Origin of the sequence: Microbacterium sp. Root1433D1 (genome assembly GCF_001426835.1) — a bacterium.
Classification (GTDB): Bacteria; Actinomycetota; Actinomycetes; order Actinomycetales; family Microbacteriaceae; genus Microbacterium; species Microbacterium maritypicum.
This window is the reverse complement of record NZ_LMFN01000003.1, coordinates 201,180-218,789: the sequence shown is the minus strand read 5'-3', so window position 1 is coordinate 218,789 and position 17,610 is coordinate 201,180. Positions and strand designations below refer to the sequence as shown.

General features: G+C 67.2%; 16 protein-coding genes. 11 read left to right on the top strand and 5 right to left on the bottom strand.

What is annotated here, in order from left to right; genetic code table 11:
* The first annotated feature begins 3 nt into the window (after positions 1–3).
* From ASD13_RS12110 to ASD13_RS12100, 3 genes are read left to right on the top strand one after another with little or no spacing between them, the layout of a single operon-like run.
* Positions 4–618: an ABC transporter ATP-binding protein gene (locus ASD13_RS12110; RefSeq protein ID WP_055869444.1), complete on the top strand. Its 615-nt coding sequence runs from the start codon at positions 4–6 to the stop codon at positions 616–618.
* Positions 615–1,820, top strand: a complete 1,206-nt coding sequence (locus ASD13_RS17390) for an FtsX-like permease family protein (protein WP_151486820.1) — start codon at positions 615–617, stop codon at positions 1,818–1,820. The genes ASD13_RS12110 and ASD13_RS17390 overlap by 4 nt, the downstream gene beginning before the upstream one ends.
* Positions 1,820–2,749 (top strand): AfsA-related hotdog domain-containing protein, encoded by a 930-nt coding sequence (locus ASD13_RS12100; RefSeq protein WP_055869437.1) that lies wholly within the window; start codon positions 1,820–1,822, stop codon positions 2,747–2,749. Before ASD13_RS17390 ends, ASD13_RS12100 begins: the two co-directional genes overlap by 1 nt.
* On the opposite strand, the gene ASD13_RS12095 is transcribed toward ASD13_RS12100, so the two are convergent.
* A complete protein-coding gene (locus tag ASD13_RS12095) occupies positions 2,684–3,319 on the bottom strand; it encodes a ScbR family autoregulator-binding transcription factor (protein WP_082531492.1) in 636 nt (211 codons plus the stop codon). The genes ASD13_RS12100 and ASD13_RS12095 overlap by 66 nt on opposite strands.
* Positions 3,320–3,384: 65 nt before the next feature.
* Between ASD13_RS12095 and ASD13_RS12090 the strand changes: the two genes are divergently transcribed.
* The 3 genes from ASD13_RS12090 (at position 3,385) to ASD13_RS12080 (ending at position 5,869) form a co-directional block, all read left to right on the top strand.
* The gene (locus ASD13_RS12090; protein ID WP_082531491.1) at positions 3,385–4,281 is read left to right on the top strand and encodes an NAD-dependent epimerase/dehydratase family protein; all 897 of its coding nucleotides are present in this window, start codon (positions 3,385–3,387) and stop codon (positions 4,279–4,281) included.
* 125 nt (positions 4,282–4,406) lie between these two features.
* Positions 4,407–5,246, top strand: a complete 840-nt coding sequence (locus ASD13_RS12085; protein ID WP_017831342.1) for a DUF4097 family beta strand repeat-containing protein — start codon at positions 4,407–4,409, stop codon at positions 5,244–5,246.
* Entirely contained in the window at positions 5,243–5,869 is a 627-nt protein-coding gene (locus tag ASD13_RS12080; RefSeq protein WP_055869430.1) for a PadR family transcriptional regulator, read from the top strand. The genes ASD13_RS12085 and ASD13_RS12080 overlap by 4 nt, the downstream gene beginning before the upstream one ends.
* Before the next feature lie 223 nt (positions 5,870–6,092).
* On the opposite strand, the gene ASD13_RS12075 is transcribed toward ASD13_RS12080, so the two are convergent.
* Complete coding sequence (locus ASD13_RS12075; RefSeq protein ID WP_055869427.1) at positions 6,093–6,638, bottom strand: universal stress protein; 546 nt, start codon at positions 6,636–6,638, stop codon at positions 6,093–6,095.
* Between the two features lie 150 nt (positions 6,639–6,788).
* Between ASD13_RS12075 and ASD13_RS12070 the strand changes: the two genes are divergently transcribed.
* The 5 genes from ASD13_RS12070 to ASD13_RS12050 all read left to right on the top strand — a co-directional run bounded on the left by ASD13_RS12070 (position 6,789) and on the right by ASD13_RS12050 (position 11,418).
* Positions 6,789–6,974: a DUF3073 domain-containing protein gene (locus ASD13_RS12070; protein WP_017204296.1), complete on the top strand. Its 186-nt coding sequence runs from the start codon at positions 6,789–6,791 to the stop codon at positions 6,972–6,974.
* A 128-nt stretch (positions 6,975–7,102) separates the two neighbouring features.
* Positions 7,103–7,930: an MOSC domain-containing protein gene (locus tag ASD13_RS12065; RefSeq protein ID WP_055869424.1), complete on the top strand. Its 828-nt coding sequence runs from the start codon at positions 7,103–7,105 to the stop codon at positions 7,928–7,930.
* A 189-nt stretch (positions 7,931–8,119) separates the two neighbouring features.
* On the top strand, positions 8,120–9,433 hold the full coding sequence (locus ASD13_RS12060) for an ABC transporter substrate-binding protein (protein WP_055869421.1): 1,314 nt from the start codon (positions 8,120–8,122) through the stop codon (positions 9,431–9,433).
* Positions 9,434–9,523: 90 nt separating this feature from the next.
* The gene (locus ASD13_RS12055) at positions 9,524–10,501 is read left to right on the top strand and encodes a carbohydrate ABC transporter permease (protein WP_127481699.1); all 978 of its coding nucleotides are present in this window, start codon (positions 9,524–9,526) and stop codon (positions 10,499–10,501) included.
* Positions 10,498–11,418, top strand: a complete 921-nt coding sequence (locus ASD13_RS12050) for a carbohydrate ABC transporter permease (RefSeq protein WP_055869419.1) — start codon at positions 10,498–10,500, stop codon at positions 11,416–11,418. The genes ASD13_RS12055 and ASD13_RS12050 overlap by 4 nt, the downstream gene beginning before the upstream one ends.
* A gap of 4 nt (positions 11,419–11,422) precedes the next feature.
* On the opposite strand, the gene ASD13_RS12045 is transcribed toward ASD13_RS12050, so the two are convergent.
* The 3 genes from ASD13_RS12045 to ASD13_RS12035 all read right to left on the bottom strand — a co-directional run bounded on the left by ASD13_RS12045 (position 11,423) and on the right by ASD13_RS12035 (position 17,436).
* On the bottom strand, positions 11,423–11,821 hold the full coding sequence (locus ASD13_RS12045) for a type II toxin-antitoxin system VapC family toxin (protein WP_055869415.1): 399 nt from the start codon (positions 11,819–11,821) through the stop codon (positions 11,423–11,425).
* Positions 11,818–12,051: a FitA-like ribbon-helix-helix domain-containing protein gene (locus ASD13_RS12040; protein ID WP_055869413.1), complete on the bottom strand. Its 234-nt coding sequence runs from the start codon at positions 12,049–12,051 to the stop codon at positions 11,818–11,820. The genes ASD13_RS12045 and ASD13_RS12040 overlap by 4 nt, the downstream gene beginning before the upstream one ends.
* Positions 12,052–12,252: 201 nt before the next feature.
* Positions 12,253–17,436, bottom strand: a complete 5,184-nt coding sequence (locus ASD13_RS12035; protein WP_055869410.1) for an endo-alpha-N-acetylgalactosaminidase family protein — start codon at positions 17,434–17,436, stop codon at positions 12,253–12,255.
* Positions 17,437–17,610 lie beyond the last annotated feature (174 nt).

Genomic DNA, 17,610 nt, shown 5'->3' with positions numbered 1-17,610 from the left:
TCGATGCTTCAAGCTGAAGATGTGAGCTACCGATACCCCGGGAGTGCGCGCGGCATCTCCCATGTCAATCTGCAAGCGCACGCCGGCAGAGTCACAGCGCTGGTCGGACCATCCGGCTCCGGGAAGTCCACGATCCTCGCCTGCCTGGCCTCCGTGCTTCGGCCTGATTCGGGCCGCGTCACGTGGAACGGAACCGACACCTCCGCCGCCGGATCGCGTGCGTTGATCACGCAGAACAGCTCACTCTTCGAAGACCTGTCTCTGTGGGAGAACGTGGCTCTGGCGTTCGGCCCACCTCGACGCGCCTCGAAACGGCGCGCCGTCGCGGTTCTCGAAGGTCTCGGAATGCACGAGCTGGCGGACTCAGCTCCCTCCGCGCTGTCTCTCGGCCAGCGCCAACGAGCGGCCATCGCCGCGGCCATTGCCCAGGACGCGGACGTGATCCTCGCAGATGAGCCCACCGGAAGCCTGGATGAGGCGAACGGTCGGCGGGTGATGGCTGCGCTGAGAACCATCGCCGACCGAGGAAGCGCGGTTCTGATCGCCACCCACGACCCTCAGGTGATGAAGCTCGTCGACGCCGTCGTGACGCTCGAATCCGAGGGTGGAGAGCTGTGAGTTTTCCCCGCCCCAGCCAGTGGTTCGCCCTCTCCGTGCGCCGGCGATTCTCGACCGCCCGAGACTTGGTTCTCCCCGTCGCTTTCGCGACGCTCGTCCTGAGCGCCATCTTGACCCCAGTGGCCGTGCTCTCGGGATTCGTGAGGGCGCAGGAGGTCTCGAGCACAGCACTGACACAAGTTGACGTGACGCCGGCCGCAGGCGCGGAGGACCAGATCGGCGGCATCACATCGAAAGACATAGAGCGGATGGCGGCGATCTCTGGAGTCGTGGACGTTCTTCCGAATGCGTCAGTGGGGATCTACGCCGCCGACGGCAGCACGTGGGCCCTCACCCTTCATGTGCTGAACCCGGCCAATCTCCCACCGGACCTGCCTGAAGCTGCAGCAGGCGAGGTCGTCGGCGACGGGATCGTGGTTCCGGACAAAGCCGACGGATCGGACCTGTCTGCTCTCGTCGGCGAAGCGGTTCCCGTCGCGTACACGCGGATGACGGGCGACAGCACCGGCGAGTTGAGCGAACGCGAGGTGCATTTCGTCGCGTCCTATGAATCGACCTGGCAGGGCTATGGTCCCGGAGTCGCCCTCGCATCCGAAGATCTGGTGCTCGAGCTCCTGGCGGCGCGGGGAGGCTTGCCTGCCGACGATTATCTTGCGACTGTCGGATTGACGGCGGTCACCGTGACCTCCGCATCGTCCGACGAGGTACCGCAGGTCACTGCCGAGCTCCGGGATCTGGGATTCACCGCCGTGCCGGTGGGCGACCGACTCGGAACTCTGCCGGGGATCTTTGCGATCTTCCCGCAGATCCTCCTGGTCGCCGCATGCGGGAGCGCCGTCCTCCTTCTGCTCCAGCTCTCTCGTGCTGTGCGCGGTTCCCTGGAACGCAGAGCCCCGGAGTTCGCACTCCTCCGGATCCACGGGTGGACATCCCGCGACGTCAAGCACCTCATCGCTCTCGACGTCGCGGCCGGCAGCCTCGCCGGTGCGTTCGGCGGTGCGCTGGCGGGCGTGTCGATCGGCGCGTTGCTCGTCGTCGCGCTCGTGCCCGGTGTCGCTCCGCCATTGGTTCTCACCGGCGCGCTCGCGGTGCCTGTCCTGGCACTGGTCGTGGCCCTCTTCTGCCTCGTCGTCTCCGTCGTCGCCTCACGGCGGGCATTGAAGACCGATCCGTTCATCACCGTCATGTCGAGGAGCAGATAGTGGCACCGACGATCACGACCGAGGATGGCGCCATCGACAGGTCGACGGTGCACCGATCGTCATCTGACTCCGTGCTGCCCACGGGGTTCATCGACAACGGTGCGGACTTCGCGATCACGTTGAGAAGACCCCCCGATCAAGTCTTCGCGGGCGACCGCTTCGATTCACTGTTTCTCGCTGAGATGATCCGACAGTCGACTATCATGATCTGTCACCTCGGGTATGGCGTTGCGCCTACCCAGCAGTTCATCATGCTGGGGCTCGGCTTCGAGATGACGAGCCCGCAGCGGCTGAGCACCCGACTGAAGGCGCGAGCATGGGCGGAGTCGCCGAGGTTCGCCGCGGATGGGCAGCTCCGGTCCACGCGGATCCGCTTCGAGTTCAACGATGAACAGGGAAGCCTCGCGTCAGGGTACGGCGATGCGCGCATCGTCGACAGCTCCACCTATCGACGCTTCCGGGGTGCGCACGCAGATGCGCAGCCGTCGTCCGGACGTCCGGCGAGCAACATCCGTGCGAGCCAGATAGGAAGACACTCCGAGATCGACGTGGTCATCCGGCAAGTAGACGACGAGACCACACTCGATGTCGACGGGCACCACCCGTTCTACTTCGATCATCCACTCGACCACGTCCCGGGGGTTGCCGTGATAGAGGCATTCCGACAGTCGGTCGCTGCGCTCACACGCTGCCCCACCGCCGAATTCGAGACGTTCGACGCCGTCTACTCAAGCACCGTCGAGTTCGGCACGGAAGCCCTCCTCGACGTTCGCCCTCGTCCCGGCACACGGGATGTCGAGTTCATCATCGTCCAGGACGGAAGGCATGCTGTCTGCGCCTCCGCGAAGCTGCAGGCGAGTCCCTCAACCAGTATCTCCGAAGATCCGGTCCGCCTCATCGATGAACTCGACTCTGCGGTCGGTGTGTGACACGGCCTTCACCAGGACATGCCACATCTCGCCGACGCGTCCCCTGAGATCAGCCCGCCCCGTGAGCGTCTCGGACACCAGCTGAATCCCGGTGAAACTGGGAATGATGAAACGGGAAAGGACCTCTGGGGGAATCTCGCCGTTCGTCTCCTTGTTCGCATCGGCTGCACGCGCGAGCTCAGTGAAGAGCTCGAGCCAGTCGAGGTAGGGATCCGTGACGGGTCGGCTGAAGATGGAAGAGTCCGTGGTGAGCCGAACCCCGGCACGCACAATCTCTTCGTCCGTCAATCGTCGCGCGAGGTCCTCGCAGAGCAGCATCATCTGCGTGATGGCCGGGCGCTCCACCGAGAGGATCTCGGCGGCGGCCTCACGCACGATACGGTGCTGTTCGTCGACCAGAGCTCGAGCGACATCTTCCTTGGAGCGAAAATGAAAATAGAGCGCGCCCGCAGTCACTCCGGCGGCGTCCGTGATTTCCCCGAGCGTAGCGTTGGCGTATCCCGACCGACGGATCGCCACCGCGGCGCCTTCGAGTATTCTCCGTCGAGTCGTGCGCGCCCGTTCCTGCATCAGGTCTCCAGGTGTTCAGGGGTCGTCAGTACTCTACCGTCCGCCGGTGCCGCCCGTGCCCGCCGATGAGCGGCACCGGTTCGCTTCCGTCGACGGCAGAAGTGGCACTGATCGGGAGCAGCGGATTCATCGGCAGTCACACCAAGGCCGCCCTGGCCGAACAGGGCGTCACCGTCCGGACGCTCTCGCGGCGTGAGATCGGACCGGCGGGCCGCCCCGTCGACATTCGAGACGCTCGCGAACTCCGGCTGGCTTTGACGGGCGCCACGGCAGTCGTGCACTCAGCCTCCTATATCGGGAGCGACTCGAGCCTGTGCAGATCGATCAACATCGACGGCACGCGCAACGTCGTTCGAGAATGGCAGGAGAACGCCCACGGGCCACTGGTCTACGTCAGCACCGCTGCGGTATACGGCGATCACCGATTTCACGATCTGGTCGAAGGCGCTCGAGAGCCCGCGCCGCGAACGGTCCGCAGTCAATCACGTCGCGAAGCAGAACTCATCGTTCTCGACGCAGGCGGAACGGTCGTACGACCGCATCTGGTGCTCGGCCACGGAGACCGTTGGGTTGCTGACGGAATCCGCGATCTCCTGACCAGATTCGGCTCGCTGGGAGACGCGGGTTCGGCGCGCCACACCGCGATCGAGGTCACGCTTCTGGGACGCGTACTCGCCGAGCTCGCTGTCAGCCCGCGGCGGTGGCCAGCGGAGGTCTTTCACGCCGGGAACGCCGAACCCATCACGGTGTCCGCGTTGATCGATCTGCTCGGCGTCCCGGCGCCAGGGCCACGGAGTGACGCTGCAATCATGACGGATATCGCGACGCATCCCGCCTATCGCTTCCTTGCCGCCGATCGACACTTGAATGTCGACAAGCTCGCCCAGGTGTACACGGGGAGCCTCACCTCGCCGTTCTCACTCGCGCCCTCGTCTGCCGCGTGGTACCTCTCCCGCTCGTGACGTCGGGCACCAGGGTTCGTCGCCGCGGAGCACTATCTCCCAGACACCCTTGACAGGATCGAGATATATCGTGTTATTGTGGCAACACACGATATATCGTGACCCTCAACCCAGGAGAAGCAGACATGACCGAGAAGTGGCTCATCGCCCCCGGCGAGGAACGCGTCATCGACATCGAATCCGTCACCCGCCTCAAGGTGGGCCTCGTCGGCGGACAGGTCGACATCATCGCCCACGACGAACCGGGCATCCGCATCGAGGTGCACGGCGTCACCACCAAAGACCTGCGCGTCGAGGCGCACGACGGCGAGGTCGAGATCGACCACCCGCAGCTGGGTTGGGACAACTTCCTCGAGGTGTTCCGCAACTTCGGCTCCGGCGGCCCCCGCGCCGAGGTGAGCGTGGCGGTCCCCCGCGCGATCGCCCTGAACCTCGGCGTCGTCAGCGCCGGCGCGCTGGTCTCCGGACTCCGCAACGACGCCAGGCTCAACACCGTGTCCGGCGACATCATCGTCGACACCCTCATCGGCGACCTCACGGTCAACTCTGTCTCCGGCGACGTGCAGGTGCGCGGCCTCACCGGCTCGATCACCGCGAACAGCGTCTCAGGCGACGTGGCCGTCACAGGCACCGTGCGCCGTGCGACCGTCGACATCGTGTCCGGCTCCACGCTGGTCGATGCCGCGGGCGACGTGAACACCATCAACGTCAACTCGGTCTCCGGCGGCACCACCGTGCGCCTCGACGAGTCACTGGCCGCGAACTACGTCATCCGTTCCCTGAGCGGACGCCTGCTGATCGACGGCGTCGAGCGCAGCACCTCGGGCCCCAGCAACTACACCGGCACGACCGGAGAGCTCGCCGGACGCTTCGTCGACCTGCGCGCCAACTCCGTCTCGGGCGGGGTCACCGTGCTCCGTCGCACCCCGGCATCGATCACGGAAGACGAGGAGTGGGAAGCATGAGCCCCGCCGTCTTCTCCCACGGCGACCTGCGCCTGTACCTGCTCTCGCTCCTCGCCGAGGCGCCGCAGCACGGGTACGGCATCATCCAGTCGCTCACCGATCGCACCGGCGGCACCTACACGCCCAGCGCCGGCACCATCTACCCGCGACTCGCGAAGCTCGAGGAGGAGGGCCTGGTCACCAAGACCGTCGACGGTCGCACCACGATCTACTCCATCACCGATGCCGGCAGGGCAGAGCTCGCCTCTCGCGAGGGCGACCTCGCCGGCATCGAGGCCGGGCTCACCGACTCGGTGCGCCTGATCGCGAGCGAGGTGCGACAGAGCGTGCAAGACGCGATGAAGAGTCTGCGCGCCGACCTGGCGGCGGCAGAGAAGGGCGAGCGCGCGGCGGCGAAGAACCGGCCTCGTACGGCGACCGACGATTCCCGTCTCGTCAGCCGCGAGGAGATGCACCGTGCCGACGCCGTGATCAACGCCTTCCGAGCCAGGGTGCGCACCGACCTGCGCACCCATATCGCCAAGGGCGGCACGCTGTCGCCGTCGGTCGTGACCGAGCTCGAGACGGCACTGGACACTGCGGCACGCGGCGTGACGGTCGCCCTGAGCGCTTCCCGGTCGTGAGCGGGTCGACCCGCGCCGCAGCATCTTCGCGGCCGGAAGAGACCCCACCCCGGACAGAGCCTTCCTCTCCGATGACGCAGCCGTCGCTCGGCGCCGCGCCAGTCTTGCACCCCGCACCGTCGGCACGACGTCACGGCATCGTCATCCACAGGGGGTGACATACACAGAAGAGGCCCCGCAGGCGATACGCCTGCGGGGCCTCTTCTGTGTTCGGAACCGCCCGCTACTGCTCGGGCCAGATCTCCTTCTGCTCGTCCGGCACCGACTCGCCGAGCGGCACGACCAGGATCGAACGATGCTGTCGGTGCGCAAGACGTGCGGCGACCGATCCGGTGAAGAACTCCCTGATCGACTCGCCGATGCCGCGTTTGCGCGTGCCGACGACGATCAGTTGGGCGTCGAGCTTGTTGGCGAGCTGCTTGATGGCCAGGGCCGGGTCACCGACCAGCTGCCGAGCCGTCCAGGTGATGTCCGTCCCCGCCAGAAGCCGGGCGGCCGTGGCCTCGACCGCCTCGAACTCCGCGGCACCGGCGTCGAAGTTGATGTCGATCGGAGCCGAATGGACGTAGCCGTCCGGGTCCTCGTACGTCACGAAGCGCGTGACGTCGACGTGCGCGACGACCAGCGGCGCGCTCAGCAATCGCGCGTAGCGGACAGCCTCGTCGATCACGTGCCGATCCTGGTCGACCTGCATGCCGACGATGACGGCTTTCTGCAGCGCCGCGTTCTGTGCGGCCTCGTCGGAGGGAGTAGAGGTGTTGTCGGTCATGGAGATCGTTCCCTTCACCTGCCTGGCGTCGGCCAGAGGGTCTTACCCGCGTGCTATTCTGAATGCTACTCTTACCGGCTTTAGACCGGTGTCGTGAAAAATGCCGCGGGCCTTCAAACCCGCCGCTTAACTCGTGAGGGGGTCTCGCGCATGGGCCGTGGCCGTCAGAAGGCGAAACACACCAAGATCGCCCGCGAACTCAAGGCGTACAGTCCGTCGGTGAACTACTCCGCTCTCGAGCGCGAGTTGGCTCACCCGACCGACGAAGACGCATATGTCGACAAGTGGGCCGATGACTATGCCGACGAAGACGAGGACGAACTAGAGAAGGCCTGACCGCCCCTCTGTTCGTCACACCCGCACGTGGTGCGGGTGTTTCGTCGTGGCCTGGTGCCGAGGAGACAATCTCGGCACCAGTGCTTCATTCGTCGTGCGCGGGGTTCGGCAGCTGAGAGGATCTCCTCATGGCACGCGTCGTCTCCCTCTATCGCCACCCGATCAAGGGGCTCACTCCCGAGCACCGCGACTCCCTGACCGTGCACCCCGACGGCAGAGTCGCCGGCGACCGCGTGCTGGCGTTCCGATTCGCGGATGCCGCTGAGCCGGAGCACCGCGACGGCGTCGATCACTGGCCCAAGGCCAAGGGACTCGCCCTGCAGGACTTCCCCGGTCTCGCCGCGCTGCACACCCGCTATGACGACGAGACGCGGCGCATCCGCATCGAGCACGCCGGCGCGACTCTCGTGGAGGCCGACCTCGACGCACAGGGACGGCGCGATCTCGCGGATGCTCTCTCCGAGTTCGTCCTCGCGACCCCGGAGGGGCGCCGCCTTCGTCGGCCAGGCCGGCTCCCGCTCGTGCTCGTCGGCGACGGGCAGACGCCTCGCTTCCACGACCGCGCGCGCGGCTACGTCTCGGTGCATGGCCGAGGCAGCGTCCGCGCACTGGGAGAAGCACTCGGGATGGGCATCGACGACCGGCGCTTCCGCTCGAACATCGTGATCGACGACGCCGCTGCGTGGCAGGAGCTCGAGTGGACCGGCGAGGTGCGCATCGGCGATCTCAGCTTCCAGACCGCCGGCCCCATCGTGCGCTGCCTCGCGACCCATGCGAATCCCGACACCGGCGTGCGCGACGCGAAGGTGCTCACCACTCTCACGGGAGCGCTCGCGCAGCAGGAGCCGACCCTCGGACGCCTGCTGCTGCCCGGCTGGACGCCGTCGGATGACGGCTCGACCCCCGGCGGCGGAGTGATCCACGTCGGTGACGAGGTCCGCGCGCACCTGGCGTGATCCTCGAGTGCCTCGACGAGGTATGTCAGCGCTCCCTTTCAGCGGCACGAGTGCGGCTGTGTTGTGATCATCCCGGGGTTGTGAGCGCAAACATTTTCTGATTTGATGTGCATGTGATCGACGGCGCCTCGGCGTCACTCCCCCGCCCAGGGCGATCCGCAGGAACATGACCTCAAAGAGGAGAACAGCATGGCAATCACCCCTCGCTTCACCCGCACTGCCGCGATCGTCGCGGTCGGCGCGGTGTCGGCCTTCGGCCTCGCCGCCTGCTCATCCGGCGATTCCGGTGACAGCGGCGCCAGCGGCGAACCCATCACGATCGAGTACCTGCACCGTCTCCCCGACGGCGAGGGCATGACGCCGGCGTCCGAGATCGTCGACCGCTGGAACGCCGAGCACCCCGACATCCAGGTGAAGGCGACGAAGTTCGACGGCAAGTCGAGCGACATGATCCTCAAGCTCGAGACCGACGTGAAGGCCGGCAACGGGCCCTGCCTCGCACAGACCGGCTACTCGGAGGTGCCGCAGCTGTTCGTGAAGGGACTGCTGCAGGACGTCGCCGATGAGGCCAAGAAGTACGAGGACAACTACTCCGCCGGAGCCTTCAGCGGCATGAAGGTCGGCGACGCCATCGTGGGCCTCCCGCAGGACACCGGCCCCCTCGTCTACTTCTACAACGAAGCCGAGTTCCAGGCGCTGGGCCTCGACGCACCGAAGACGCTCGACGACCTGACGGCTGACTCCGCCACGGCCGCAGCCGCCGGCAAGTACGTCACGGCCTTCACGCCCGACGAGGCGCAGAACTGGCTCTCCGCCCAGTCGGCCGCGGCGGGCGACACCTGGTTCACCACCGCCGGCGACGAGTGGAAGGTCGACGCCGAGGGAGCAGGCTCCGAGCGCGTCGCCGCCTTCTGGCAAGGCGTCCTCGACGGCAAGCAGACCCTCGCGACCGAGCGGTGGGGCGAGGGCTTCACCGCCGCGCTCAACGACGGCAGCCTCATCGGCCACGTCGGAGCCGCGTGGGAAGCCGGGTTCCTCCTCGACTCGCTCGACGGCACGCCGGCCGAGGGGCAGTGGCGCGTCGCCCAGCTCCCCGACTTCGGCGCAGGCGCCATGAGCGGCCCCGACGGGGGCTCCGGCGTCTCGGTGATGAAGGGGTGCGAGCACCCCGCCGAGGCCATGGAGTTCAACGACTGGTTCAACACGCAGGTCGACGACCTCGCGTCGCAGGGCCTCGTCGTCGCCGCCAAGGGTGAGGTGGAGACCCCCGAGAAGATGCTGCGTCAGTTCGGCGGCCAGGATGTGCTCGCCGAGCTCGCCACCGCGACCGGAGATCTGAACCCCGACTTCCCGTATGCACCGGGCTTCTCGACGCTGTCGAAGATGAACGAGACCGCCGCGGCAGCCGTCGCCGGCACCGCATCGGTCGCCGACATCTTCACCACGGCTCAGGACACCGCGGTGTCCTCGCTGAAGGACCTCGGCCTCCCGGTCGCGGAGTGAGTCGACGAGAAGGCATCATCGGATGATCGACGGCGGAGTGCACGCGCAATCGTGCACTCCGCCGTCGTCTTGACATCGAGAGGCGACACCATGGTCACAGTGACCGAAACGCGAGGTGCGGCACCGGCGCCGACAGCGCGCATACCCGCGGGCCCCACCCGCCGGCGCCGGTTCGGGACCCGACGCGAAGGCCTCACGGGATGGCTGTTCATGACGCCGTTCGCCGTGCTGTTCGTGCTGGTCTTCCTGGTGCCGATCATCGTCTCGATCCGCTCGTCGTTCTTCGCGCAGGTGCCGGCAGGGGATGGACTCTACGGCGGCGGCGAGCTCGTCGACACGTTCGTCGGGCTCGAGAACTTCGTCACCGCCGCGACCAACGGAGCCTTCTGGACCGGCATGGGGCGCGTGGTCCTCTACGCCGCCCTGCAGATCCCCGTGATGATCCTCGTCGCCCTCGGACTCGCGCTGCTGCTGGACTCGTTCATCGTGCGTCGCCCGACGCTGTTCCGCCTCTCCTTCTTCCTCCCGTACGCGGTTCCCGGCATCATCGCGGCGATGATGTGGCTCTATCTGTACACACCGGAGGTGTCGCCCTTCCTGCCGTTCCTCCCCGAAGGCACCGACTTCATGGCCCCGGGCACGATCCTGTTCTCGATGGCGAATATGACGACCTGGACGTACACGGGCTACAACATGCTCATCTTCCTGTCGGCGCTGCAGGCCGTTCCGCGCGATCTGTATGAAGCAGCCCGCCTCGACGGAGCCTCCGGCTTCCAGATCTCGATGCGCATCAAGGTGCCGCTGGTGCGGGGAGCCGCACTCCTGGCGGTGCTGCTGTCGATCATCGGCACCATCCAGCTGTTCAACGAGCCGGTGGTGCTGCAAGCCGCGAACTCGTGGATGGGCAAGGACTTCACCCCCATGATGCTCACCTACAACACGATGATGGGCGAGATCTCACCGTCCGGCAGCGGTCCGGCATCGGCCTACTCGCTGCTCATGGCTCTGATCGCGGGTGTGCTCGCGATCGTGTACGCGCTGCTGCAGCGCCGGAAGGGCGACGCATGACCACCACGCGCCTCATCACCACCGAAGCATCCACACGTCGACGCCCTCGCCGTCCGCGCGATGTGGATGCTCCGCCGCCCTCGATCGCGCCCACCCCGCTCGCGCGCGCGTTCGGCATCATCGCGCTCGTCATCGCCACGCTGTACTTCCTGGTGCCGGTGTACTGGCTCATCGTCGCCTCGACGAAGAACAACACCGACCTCACCTCGACCTTCGGCTTCTGGTTCGCCGGCTGGAACCTCGACACGAACTACGACAGCCTGATGAGCTGGACGCAGGGACTGTTCTGGCGCTGGGTGGGCAACTCGATGCTGTACTCCGTGAGCGCAGGCGTCATCGGCACCCTGTTCGCCGTGATGGCCGGCTACGCGATCGCGAAGTTCGCGTTCCCCGGCAAGCGCATCGCCGTGGGCGTGATCATGGCGGGGCTGCTGCTCCCCGTGGCGCTGCTAACCGTCCCGCTGTACATCGAGTTCCAGGCCCTCGGACTGACCAACACCGTCTGGGCGATCATCATCCCGTCGGCGGTATCGCCGTTCGGCGTCTTCCTCGGCATGGTCTACGCGCAATCATCGGTGCCGACCGAACTGCTCGAGGCCGCCCGCATCGACGGCGCTGGCGAGGCGCGCATCTTCTTCACGATCGTGATGCGCCTGCTGGGTCCGGCGATGGTGACGATCTTCCTGTTCATCTTCGTGGCCACGTGGAACAACTTCCTGCTGCCGCTCATGATGATCTCGAGTCAGGATCTGAAGCCCGTGACCCTCGGCCTCTACGGCATGGTGAGCTACTTCGCCCCCGACAAGGGCGCGGTCATGCTGGGCGCGCTGCTCGGAGTGATCCCGCTCGTGCTGCTGTTCTTCGCCCTGCAGAAGTACTGGCGCTCCGGCCTCGCCGCCGGCGCCGTGAAGGGCTGACCCTTCAACCGGAGTCCCCTGGCACCTCGACAACGCAATGACCGGAGGCCGCGCGCGCGAGCCTTCGGTCATGCGTGATCAACGGGCAACCGAACACGCTCGCGAGCGCGACATAGGCCGCGTCGTAGGCCGTCACGTTCTGGCGGAGCGCCAGAATGCGCGGGATGAGGGGCAGCGTGGGGTACAGCTCGACCTGCAGCCGCGAGAGGTCGACGGCGGCGGCCTCGAGCGCGTCATCGGTCAGCTCTCCTCCACGGTTCAAGCCGCGCAACGCGGATGCCACCTCGACGGGAAGCAGATCGGGAGCGAGCAGCACTTCATCGGCCAGTCGTCGGTGAAGTGAAGAGCTCGAACCGACGTTGCAGAGCGCGTCGACCACGACGGAGGCGTCGACGACGATCATCGGTCGTCTCGCCCCTCTCTGATCGCCGCGACGATCGCCTCCGGCGAGATGGCCGGTGCAGCAGGTCTCTCCCCGAGAGCGGCCAAGAGTTCAGGAACGGTGGGGCGGGACGCGATGAGCGCCAGCTCAGATGTCAGGTACTGCTGCAGCGACTGCCCCCGTGCTTCCGCGCGTGCCGCGAGGACCGAGTGGATCGTCGGATCGAGGTCACGGATCAGCACGTTGGGCATGCTTTCAGTATGCATGCGTTCCTCTCGTTCGGCTATGGGGACCATCTTGATTCCTCGCGTGTTCTCGCCGCACGGCACGGGGGTGGCGCACCGGAGAATCGGGAGAACCCGATACCGGGCCCTGTCGTGCAGGAAGCCGCGTCCGCGCGTGCAGCAGAACGGCCCGGAGGATTCCCCTCCGGGCCGTTCTGCATCAGCGGATCAGCTGTGGCGGCGCCTCCGCAGCCAGAGCCCCAGACCGAGACCCATCGCGAGCAGGGCCGCGAGAGCCGCACCAGCCCAGATCGCCCCCTCCGCGCCGGTGGTCGCCAGGTTGCCGCTTCCCGCCGCCGCAGTGACCGCGAGGTCGCCGCGCGCGAGCTCGACGCCCTGGGCGTCGGTCGCGACGAGCGCGTGTGCACCGGCGGGTGTCGCCGCGGGGATCGTGACGGTCGCCACGGCCTCACCGTCGGCAGACATGGTCAGCTCCCCGATGCGCACCGGCTCGGAGTGCAGCCAGAGCTGCACCAGAGCGTCGGGCTCGAAGCCGCTCAGCTGCACGGTCAGGGTCGCCCCGGCCGCCACAGATCCGATGGAGGGGGTGACGGTCGCCTTCTTCCCCGGCTTCGACTTCTCGACCTTCACCGAAGCGCTGGCCAGCTCCGCACCCGCCGCATCCTGCACGATCACTCGGTGCTTTCCGAGCTGCGTGTTCGCCGGGATCAGCAGACGCGTCGTCAACGCGCCCTTGGCGTCGACCGCGGCATCCGTCAGCTTCACATCGTCGAGCCAGACCGACACCGTCGTTCCCGGGCCGAAGCCCGTGAGCGCCATGCCCACCGTCTCCCCGGCACGCACCGCGTCGGCGTCGAGTCCGAGCTTCGGATCGATCACCGGGTTGCAGTCGCTCAGGTCGTCCTCGGGACGCGTCTCGGGTGCGTGACCGTCCTGAGGGGCAGACGAACCGTACACGGCCATCTCCGCGACGGCCGCGAACTGCGTCCCCGAGATCGACGAGGTGGCGGTCACCCGGATGTAGCGGGCCGTGGTCTCCACGAAGTCCACGTCCTGCCACTCGGCGGCGTTCTTCCACTCTCCCGAGGCGACGGGGGTGTACGTCTGTCCGTCGGTCGACACCGCGACCTCGTAGCCCTTGATCGGACCGTTCTGGTTGGCACCGCGGCGCAGGTACGAGATGCCGTCGACCTGCTCGGCGGCGCCGAGGTCGAACGTCACCACGTGCGGGTACGACGTCGCCGCCGAACTCCACCGACTGTGCCAGAACGTGCCGGCGTTGCCGTCGAGCATGTTCGCGGCCGCACCGTCTTCACCCGACGTCTCCTCGGAGCTCGCCGTCACGGAGATCTGCGAGTTGGGGATGCGGGCTCGCGAGGACACCGACACCTCCTGGGTGGTGGTGACCGAGCGCACATCGCAGTCTGCGAGGTACGTCGCGGCGATCCGGATGCCGACGGTCGTTCCCGCGGCCGCGGCCGGTGCGGTGACCAGCCAGGTGGTCTCCACACTGTCGCCGGCCGCGACCTCGCCGAACACGTTCGACGAGCCGTCGGCGACCTCGACCGCGTAGCCCTCCGGCACCTCGAGCTGCACGCCGATGTTCTCGACGGCGATGGACTCGCTGTTGGTGAAGGTGGTCGTGAACGCGGTCTGCGCACCGGGGCTCAGCACACCCGCTTCGCCGGACACCGTCGCGCAGGGAGTGCCGCCGGTCGTGGGGCCGAGGTCGGTGACCGTGAAGTCGTCCAGCACGAAGTCCACGTCCGGTCCCCCGACGCGCTCGAGTCCCACCCAGGTGTAGTCGCCGCATCCGACGATCACGTCCTGCGTGAACTCCGTCGTCTCCAGCGCCTGCGTGATCCCGGTGCGGCTGAGCGTGGTCGAGGTGACCGTGCCGCCAGACACCGCGTCGGTTCCGGTCAGCCAGCGGTACGCGCCGCTCGCTCCGACCTGGTAGTCGAAACCGATGCGGTACGAGTGTCCCTCCTGCAGCGGAACGAGCGTCGGGTCGGTGCGGTAGACGACTCCGTTGTTCTCGGAGTGCGACATGAGCGAGTGATCGCCGTTGAGCGTTGTGTCCACCGCGAGCCCCGCGAGGGGGCCGGCATCGAACGGCTTGGCGGTGTTGCGCCAGTCGCTGCTCGCATACGGGTCGTGCCGGCGCGAGATGCTCGTGCGCGGGTCGTCGATGCCGTTGGCGTCGCCCTTCACGAACGGCCCCCAGCCGGCCTCGTTGCCCTCGAAGTCGTTCGAGTACACCGTGCCGGCCGCGAACGGCGCCGTGGTGTCGGCCGAGACGCGGGCATTGTCGATGCGGACCTTCGCGTCACCCGCGACGGCACCGACGGAGACGGTGACCTCACCGGATGCCGGAGCCAGGAACGACGTCGAGCCGCGCTGGTAGTACTGGCCCGCCTTGGAGTCGGCGCGCATGTAGTTGTACGTCGGCGAGAGGTTCCAGGTGCGCGTCACCGCACCGGAGCCGGTGTCGACCGAGACGCTCACGTCACGGGTGGCGGTGGGGTCGATCTGCACCTGCGCGGAGAACGCGTACCGCTGCCCGGGAGTGAGTCCGGTCACCGTCTGCGAGATCGACGACGCGGATGCACCGAGAACGGCGATGTTGTCGCCCCTGGAGTCGTTCTTCGCGCTGCCCAGGTCGGTGCGCTCGATCGTCACATCCCCCTGCGGGTTCCAGACATCGAGCGAGCCGGAGTTGAACCCGGGGTCGTCGAGGCCGGCGTCGCGGTACTCGACGGCCGCACGCTGCGCGCCGCCCTGGGGCACCACCACGTAGGCCGTTCCCTTCTCTGCACTGAGCGTCAGCTCACCGCCTGCCGCGTTGACCGCGCCGATCTTGACGCGCCCCTGGTCGCCGAGCTCGAACACGTCGAAGGCGGTGTTGCCGCGGAAGGCCTCGGTGAGGCCGAACGTCTTGTCTCCCCCGGAGGCCGAGTAGAAGTACATCTTGTCGGCGTCGACGGGTGAGCCGGAGTCCTCGTTGGACTCCAGCGACTGCCACGGCAGCAGGTACGAGTCGCCGCGCAGCACCGTGGCACCGTCCATCGTGATGACCCTGGTGCTGCCGTCCATGCGCACGGCCACGTCGTCCGTCAGGGTCGCCTCGGCGCCCGCCTCGTAGGTGAGCAGGTCGAAGTGCTGCAGGAACTTGGTCGGCAGGCTCTGCTTCCAGATGTTGTCGACGAAGCCGTCCCAGTTGCGGTTTCCGACCCAGCCCTCGGCGTCGATCAGTCGCTGCTGGCCGAGCAGGGCGTCGTCGTTCCAGACGTCGGTCTGCCCGTTCTGGATGAAGCGCACCATGGTGGAGTTGATGCCCTTGTTGTCCTTGCCTCCGTAGGCCAGGTCGTTCGGCCAGTGCGACCAGACCGTGCTGTCGACGAACTTGTCGCCCCACTCGGTCGCGACCTCGAGGTCCATGCCGTTCAGCTCGTCCGCGAGCTCTTCGGCGACCCACCCGTTGGAGTAGTACACGTCGATGTAGACGCCGCTGAGGCCGGGGACCTCGTCGCGCAGCTGCTGGAAGCGGTCGAGCACCCGGCCGGTTCCGAGGTCGGTCTGCTGGTTGATGTAGTACGACTGGTCGAGCCAGTTCCAGCCCGGCTTGTACGGGGGCGTGCCGTCGAGGATCGCGGAGTCGAAGGCGTTCGCCTGCGGATAGATCTCGGTGGCGTTGACGTGCACGCTCATGTCGGCGTTGAGCTTCGCGCCCTCGTCGACGAGGTTGTTCAGGTCGGAGAGGCCGCCCGCGCGCTCATTGTAGTTCCCGCCGTAGTCGGTGTTCGCCGAGTCGTGGCCTTCACTGCCGTAGCCCTTGTTGAGCACCCACTGGCCGAGACCGTCCGTCTGGTTCGCGATGCGCTTGGTGTTGTCGAGCACCAGGTCGAAGTAGTTCGTCGCGCTGGAGGCGAAGTTGAAGGGGATGCGGCTGACCACGCGCTCGGCGACCCGGTCGGCTCCGAGACGCGGGGTGTCGACCTCGCGGTAGCGGATCGCGGCATCCTGCCAGTCGACCCTCGCGTCGGCGTTGCGGTCGGCGGTGAGGAGGACGGTCACCTTGGGCAGGGCGTACGTCGTCACCCGGCTGTCGACGGCGGTGGTCGGATGGATCAGCCAGGCGCTGGAGCCGATCTCGGCGGTGCGTCCTGCGGCCTCGGTCACACGGGTGGTCAGGCGGGTGTTCCACGATGCGGTGCCGCCGGAGGCCTGGGTGGTCGCGTTGCTGATCACGCTGCCCACGAGAGCCCCGTTGCCGAGGAATGCGAAGGCCGCACCCTTCTGCCCGGTCGCCGTCGATGCGTTCACCGCGATGTGCTCATCGGCGTTCTTCGTGCTGTCGGGGCTGATCACCGTGCGATCGAGCACCGACCCGGCATCCGCGGCACTCGCGGAGAGGAAGGCGTTGTCGGGGAGACCGAGCGTGGTCACGGTCGCCGTGCCCTCGACCGCGGTGACCTCGAACCCGACGGTGCCGTCCTTCGCGACGCGGATGCTGCTGCGCACGGTGACGTCGATGCCCGTCAGCGTCGACACGTAGTCGATTCCGGTGGCCGACGGCGTCGAGGTGGTCTGCGACGCGTAGGCGGTGCCGTTGACCGACCAGGTCTTCGCCGAGGAGCGCTGTCCGGCGATGCTCTCGCTGCCCACTCGGTACCCGGTGATGCGGGGGAACTCCGTCGAGACGACAGCGGTCGTGCCGCCGTCGGCGATCTCGACCGTCTCATCGGTGTCGGGGATCTCGGGCTCGGTGACGATCGGCGGCAGCTGCTCGTCGGAGAGGACCTCGATCTCGCCGGCCCCACCGCCGTTGCCCGCCATGTCCTGCGCATCGATGATCAGCAGGGCGACATATCGACCGTCAACGGCGGTGTCCAGCGAGATGCGCTGCTTCTCGCTGTTCGCGGTCGGCGCGTGCAGAGTCGCCGTCGCGACCGAAGCTCCCCAACTGCCCTCCGCTGGGGACAGGGCTGCGGCCTGGGCGTCGTCGGTCACATAGACCTCGACGCTCTTCGCGTCGATGCGCTGGCCGACCTTGCCCGAGTAGTCGAGGGCCTTCACCGAAAGCGACCGTTGCAGATCGACGACGATCCAGTGCGGGAACGGGGCGTTGGCGGAGTACCGCGATGTCCACTGCGTCGCGAAATCTCCGTCGAACGCACCCAGGGCCGTGCCGTCGAGGGACGGCGGAGCCGGATAGGGGTCCGACTCGCTCGACACCGCGTGCAGGCGGTAGTCGGCCTTGGGGACCGGGATCAGGTCGGCAGCCTGCGCGGCTGGCGCCTGAGTGAGCACGCCACCGAATGCGAGCGCCGTCGCCAGCAGGGAGCTGAGGGCGACGGCGGTGCGGGGCGGTCGGGAAGGTTTCGACACGTCTTGCCTCTCGGTCGGGGTGACGCCGGGAGCACAGACGCTCCGGTGCGTCGCAGATGATCATCGACAACCCTCATCGATGTTTGCGCTATCACAATATGCGCACGATCACCTTAAGATCAAGGCTTTTCACCGAGCGAGCGCAAACATCTTCGAACCGTTACGGCGGCGAAA

What these genes read in the sequence shown, in the direction of transcription:
- ASD13_RS12040 (WP_055869413.1), bottom strand. Translation starts at nt 12,051, where the DNA reads ATGCCCAACGTGCTGATCCGTGACCTCGATCCGACGATCCACTCGGTC.
- ASD13_RS12080 (WP_055869430.1), top strand. Translation starts at nt 5,243, where the DNA reads ATGAGCCCCGCCGTCTTCTCCCACGGCGACCTGCGCCTGTACCTGCTC.
- ASD13_RS12050 (WP_055869419.1), top strand. Translation starts at nt 10,498, where the DNA reads ATGACCACCACGCGCCTCATCACCACCGAAGCATCCACACGTCGACGC.
- ASD13_RS12045 (WP_055869415.1), bottom strand. Translation starts at nt 11,821, where the DNA reads ATGATCGTCGTCGACGCCTCCGTCGTGGTCGACGCGCTCTGCAACGTC.
- ASD13_RS12110 (WP_055869444.1), top strand. Translation starts at nt 4, where the DNA reads ATGCTTCAAGCTGAAGATGTGAGCTACCGATACCCCGGGAGTGCGCGC.
- ASD13_RS12055 (WP_127481699.1), top strand. Translation starts at nt 9,524, where the DNA reads ATGGTCACAGTGACCGAAACGCGAGGTGCGGCACCGGCGCCGACAGCG.
- ASD13_RS12065 (WP_055869424.1), top strand. Translation starts at nt 7,103, where the DNA reads ATGGCACGCGTCGTCTCCCTCTATCGCCACCCGATCAAGGGGCTCACT.
- ASD13_RS12085 (WP_017831342.1), top strand. Translation starts at nt 4,407, where the DNA reads ATGACCGAGAAGTGGCTCATCGCCCCCGGCGAGGAACGCGTCATCGAC.
- ASD13_RS12095 (WP_082531492.1), bottom strand. Translation starts at nt 3,319, where the DNA reads ATGCAGGAACGGGCGCGCACGACTCGACGGAGAATACTCGAAGGCGCC.
- ASD13_RS12090 (WP_082531491.1), top strand. Translation starts at nt 3,385, where the DNA reads ATGAGCGGCACCGGTTCGCTTCCGTCGACGGCAGAAGTGGCACTGATC.
- ASD13_RS12070 (WP_017204296.1), top strand. Translation starts at nt 6,789, where the DNA reads ATGGGCCGTGGCCGTCAGAAGGCGAAACACACCAAGATCGCCCGCGAA.
- ASD13_RS12075 (WP_055869427.1), bottom strand. Translation starts at nt 6,638, where the DNA reads ATGACCGACAACACCTCTACTCCCTCCGACGAGGCCGCACAGAACGCG.
- ASD13_RS12060 (WP_055869421.1), top strand. Translation starts at nt 8,120, where the DNA reads ATGGCAATCACCCCTCGCTTCACCCGCACTGCCGCGATCGTCGCGGTC.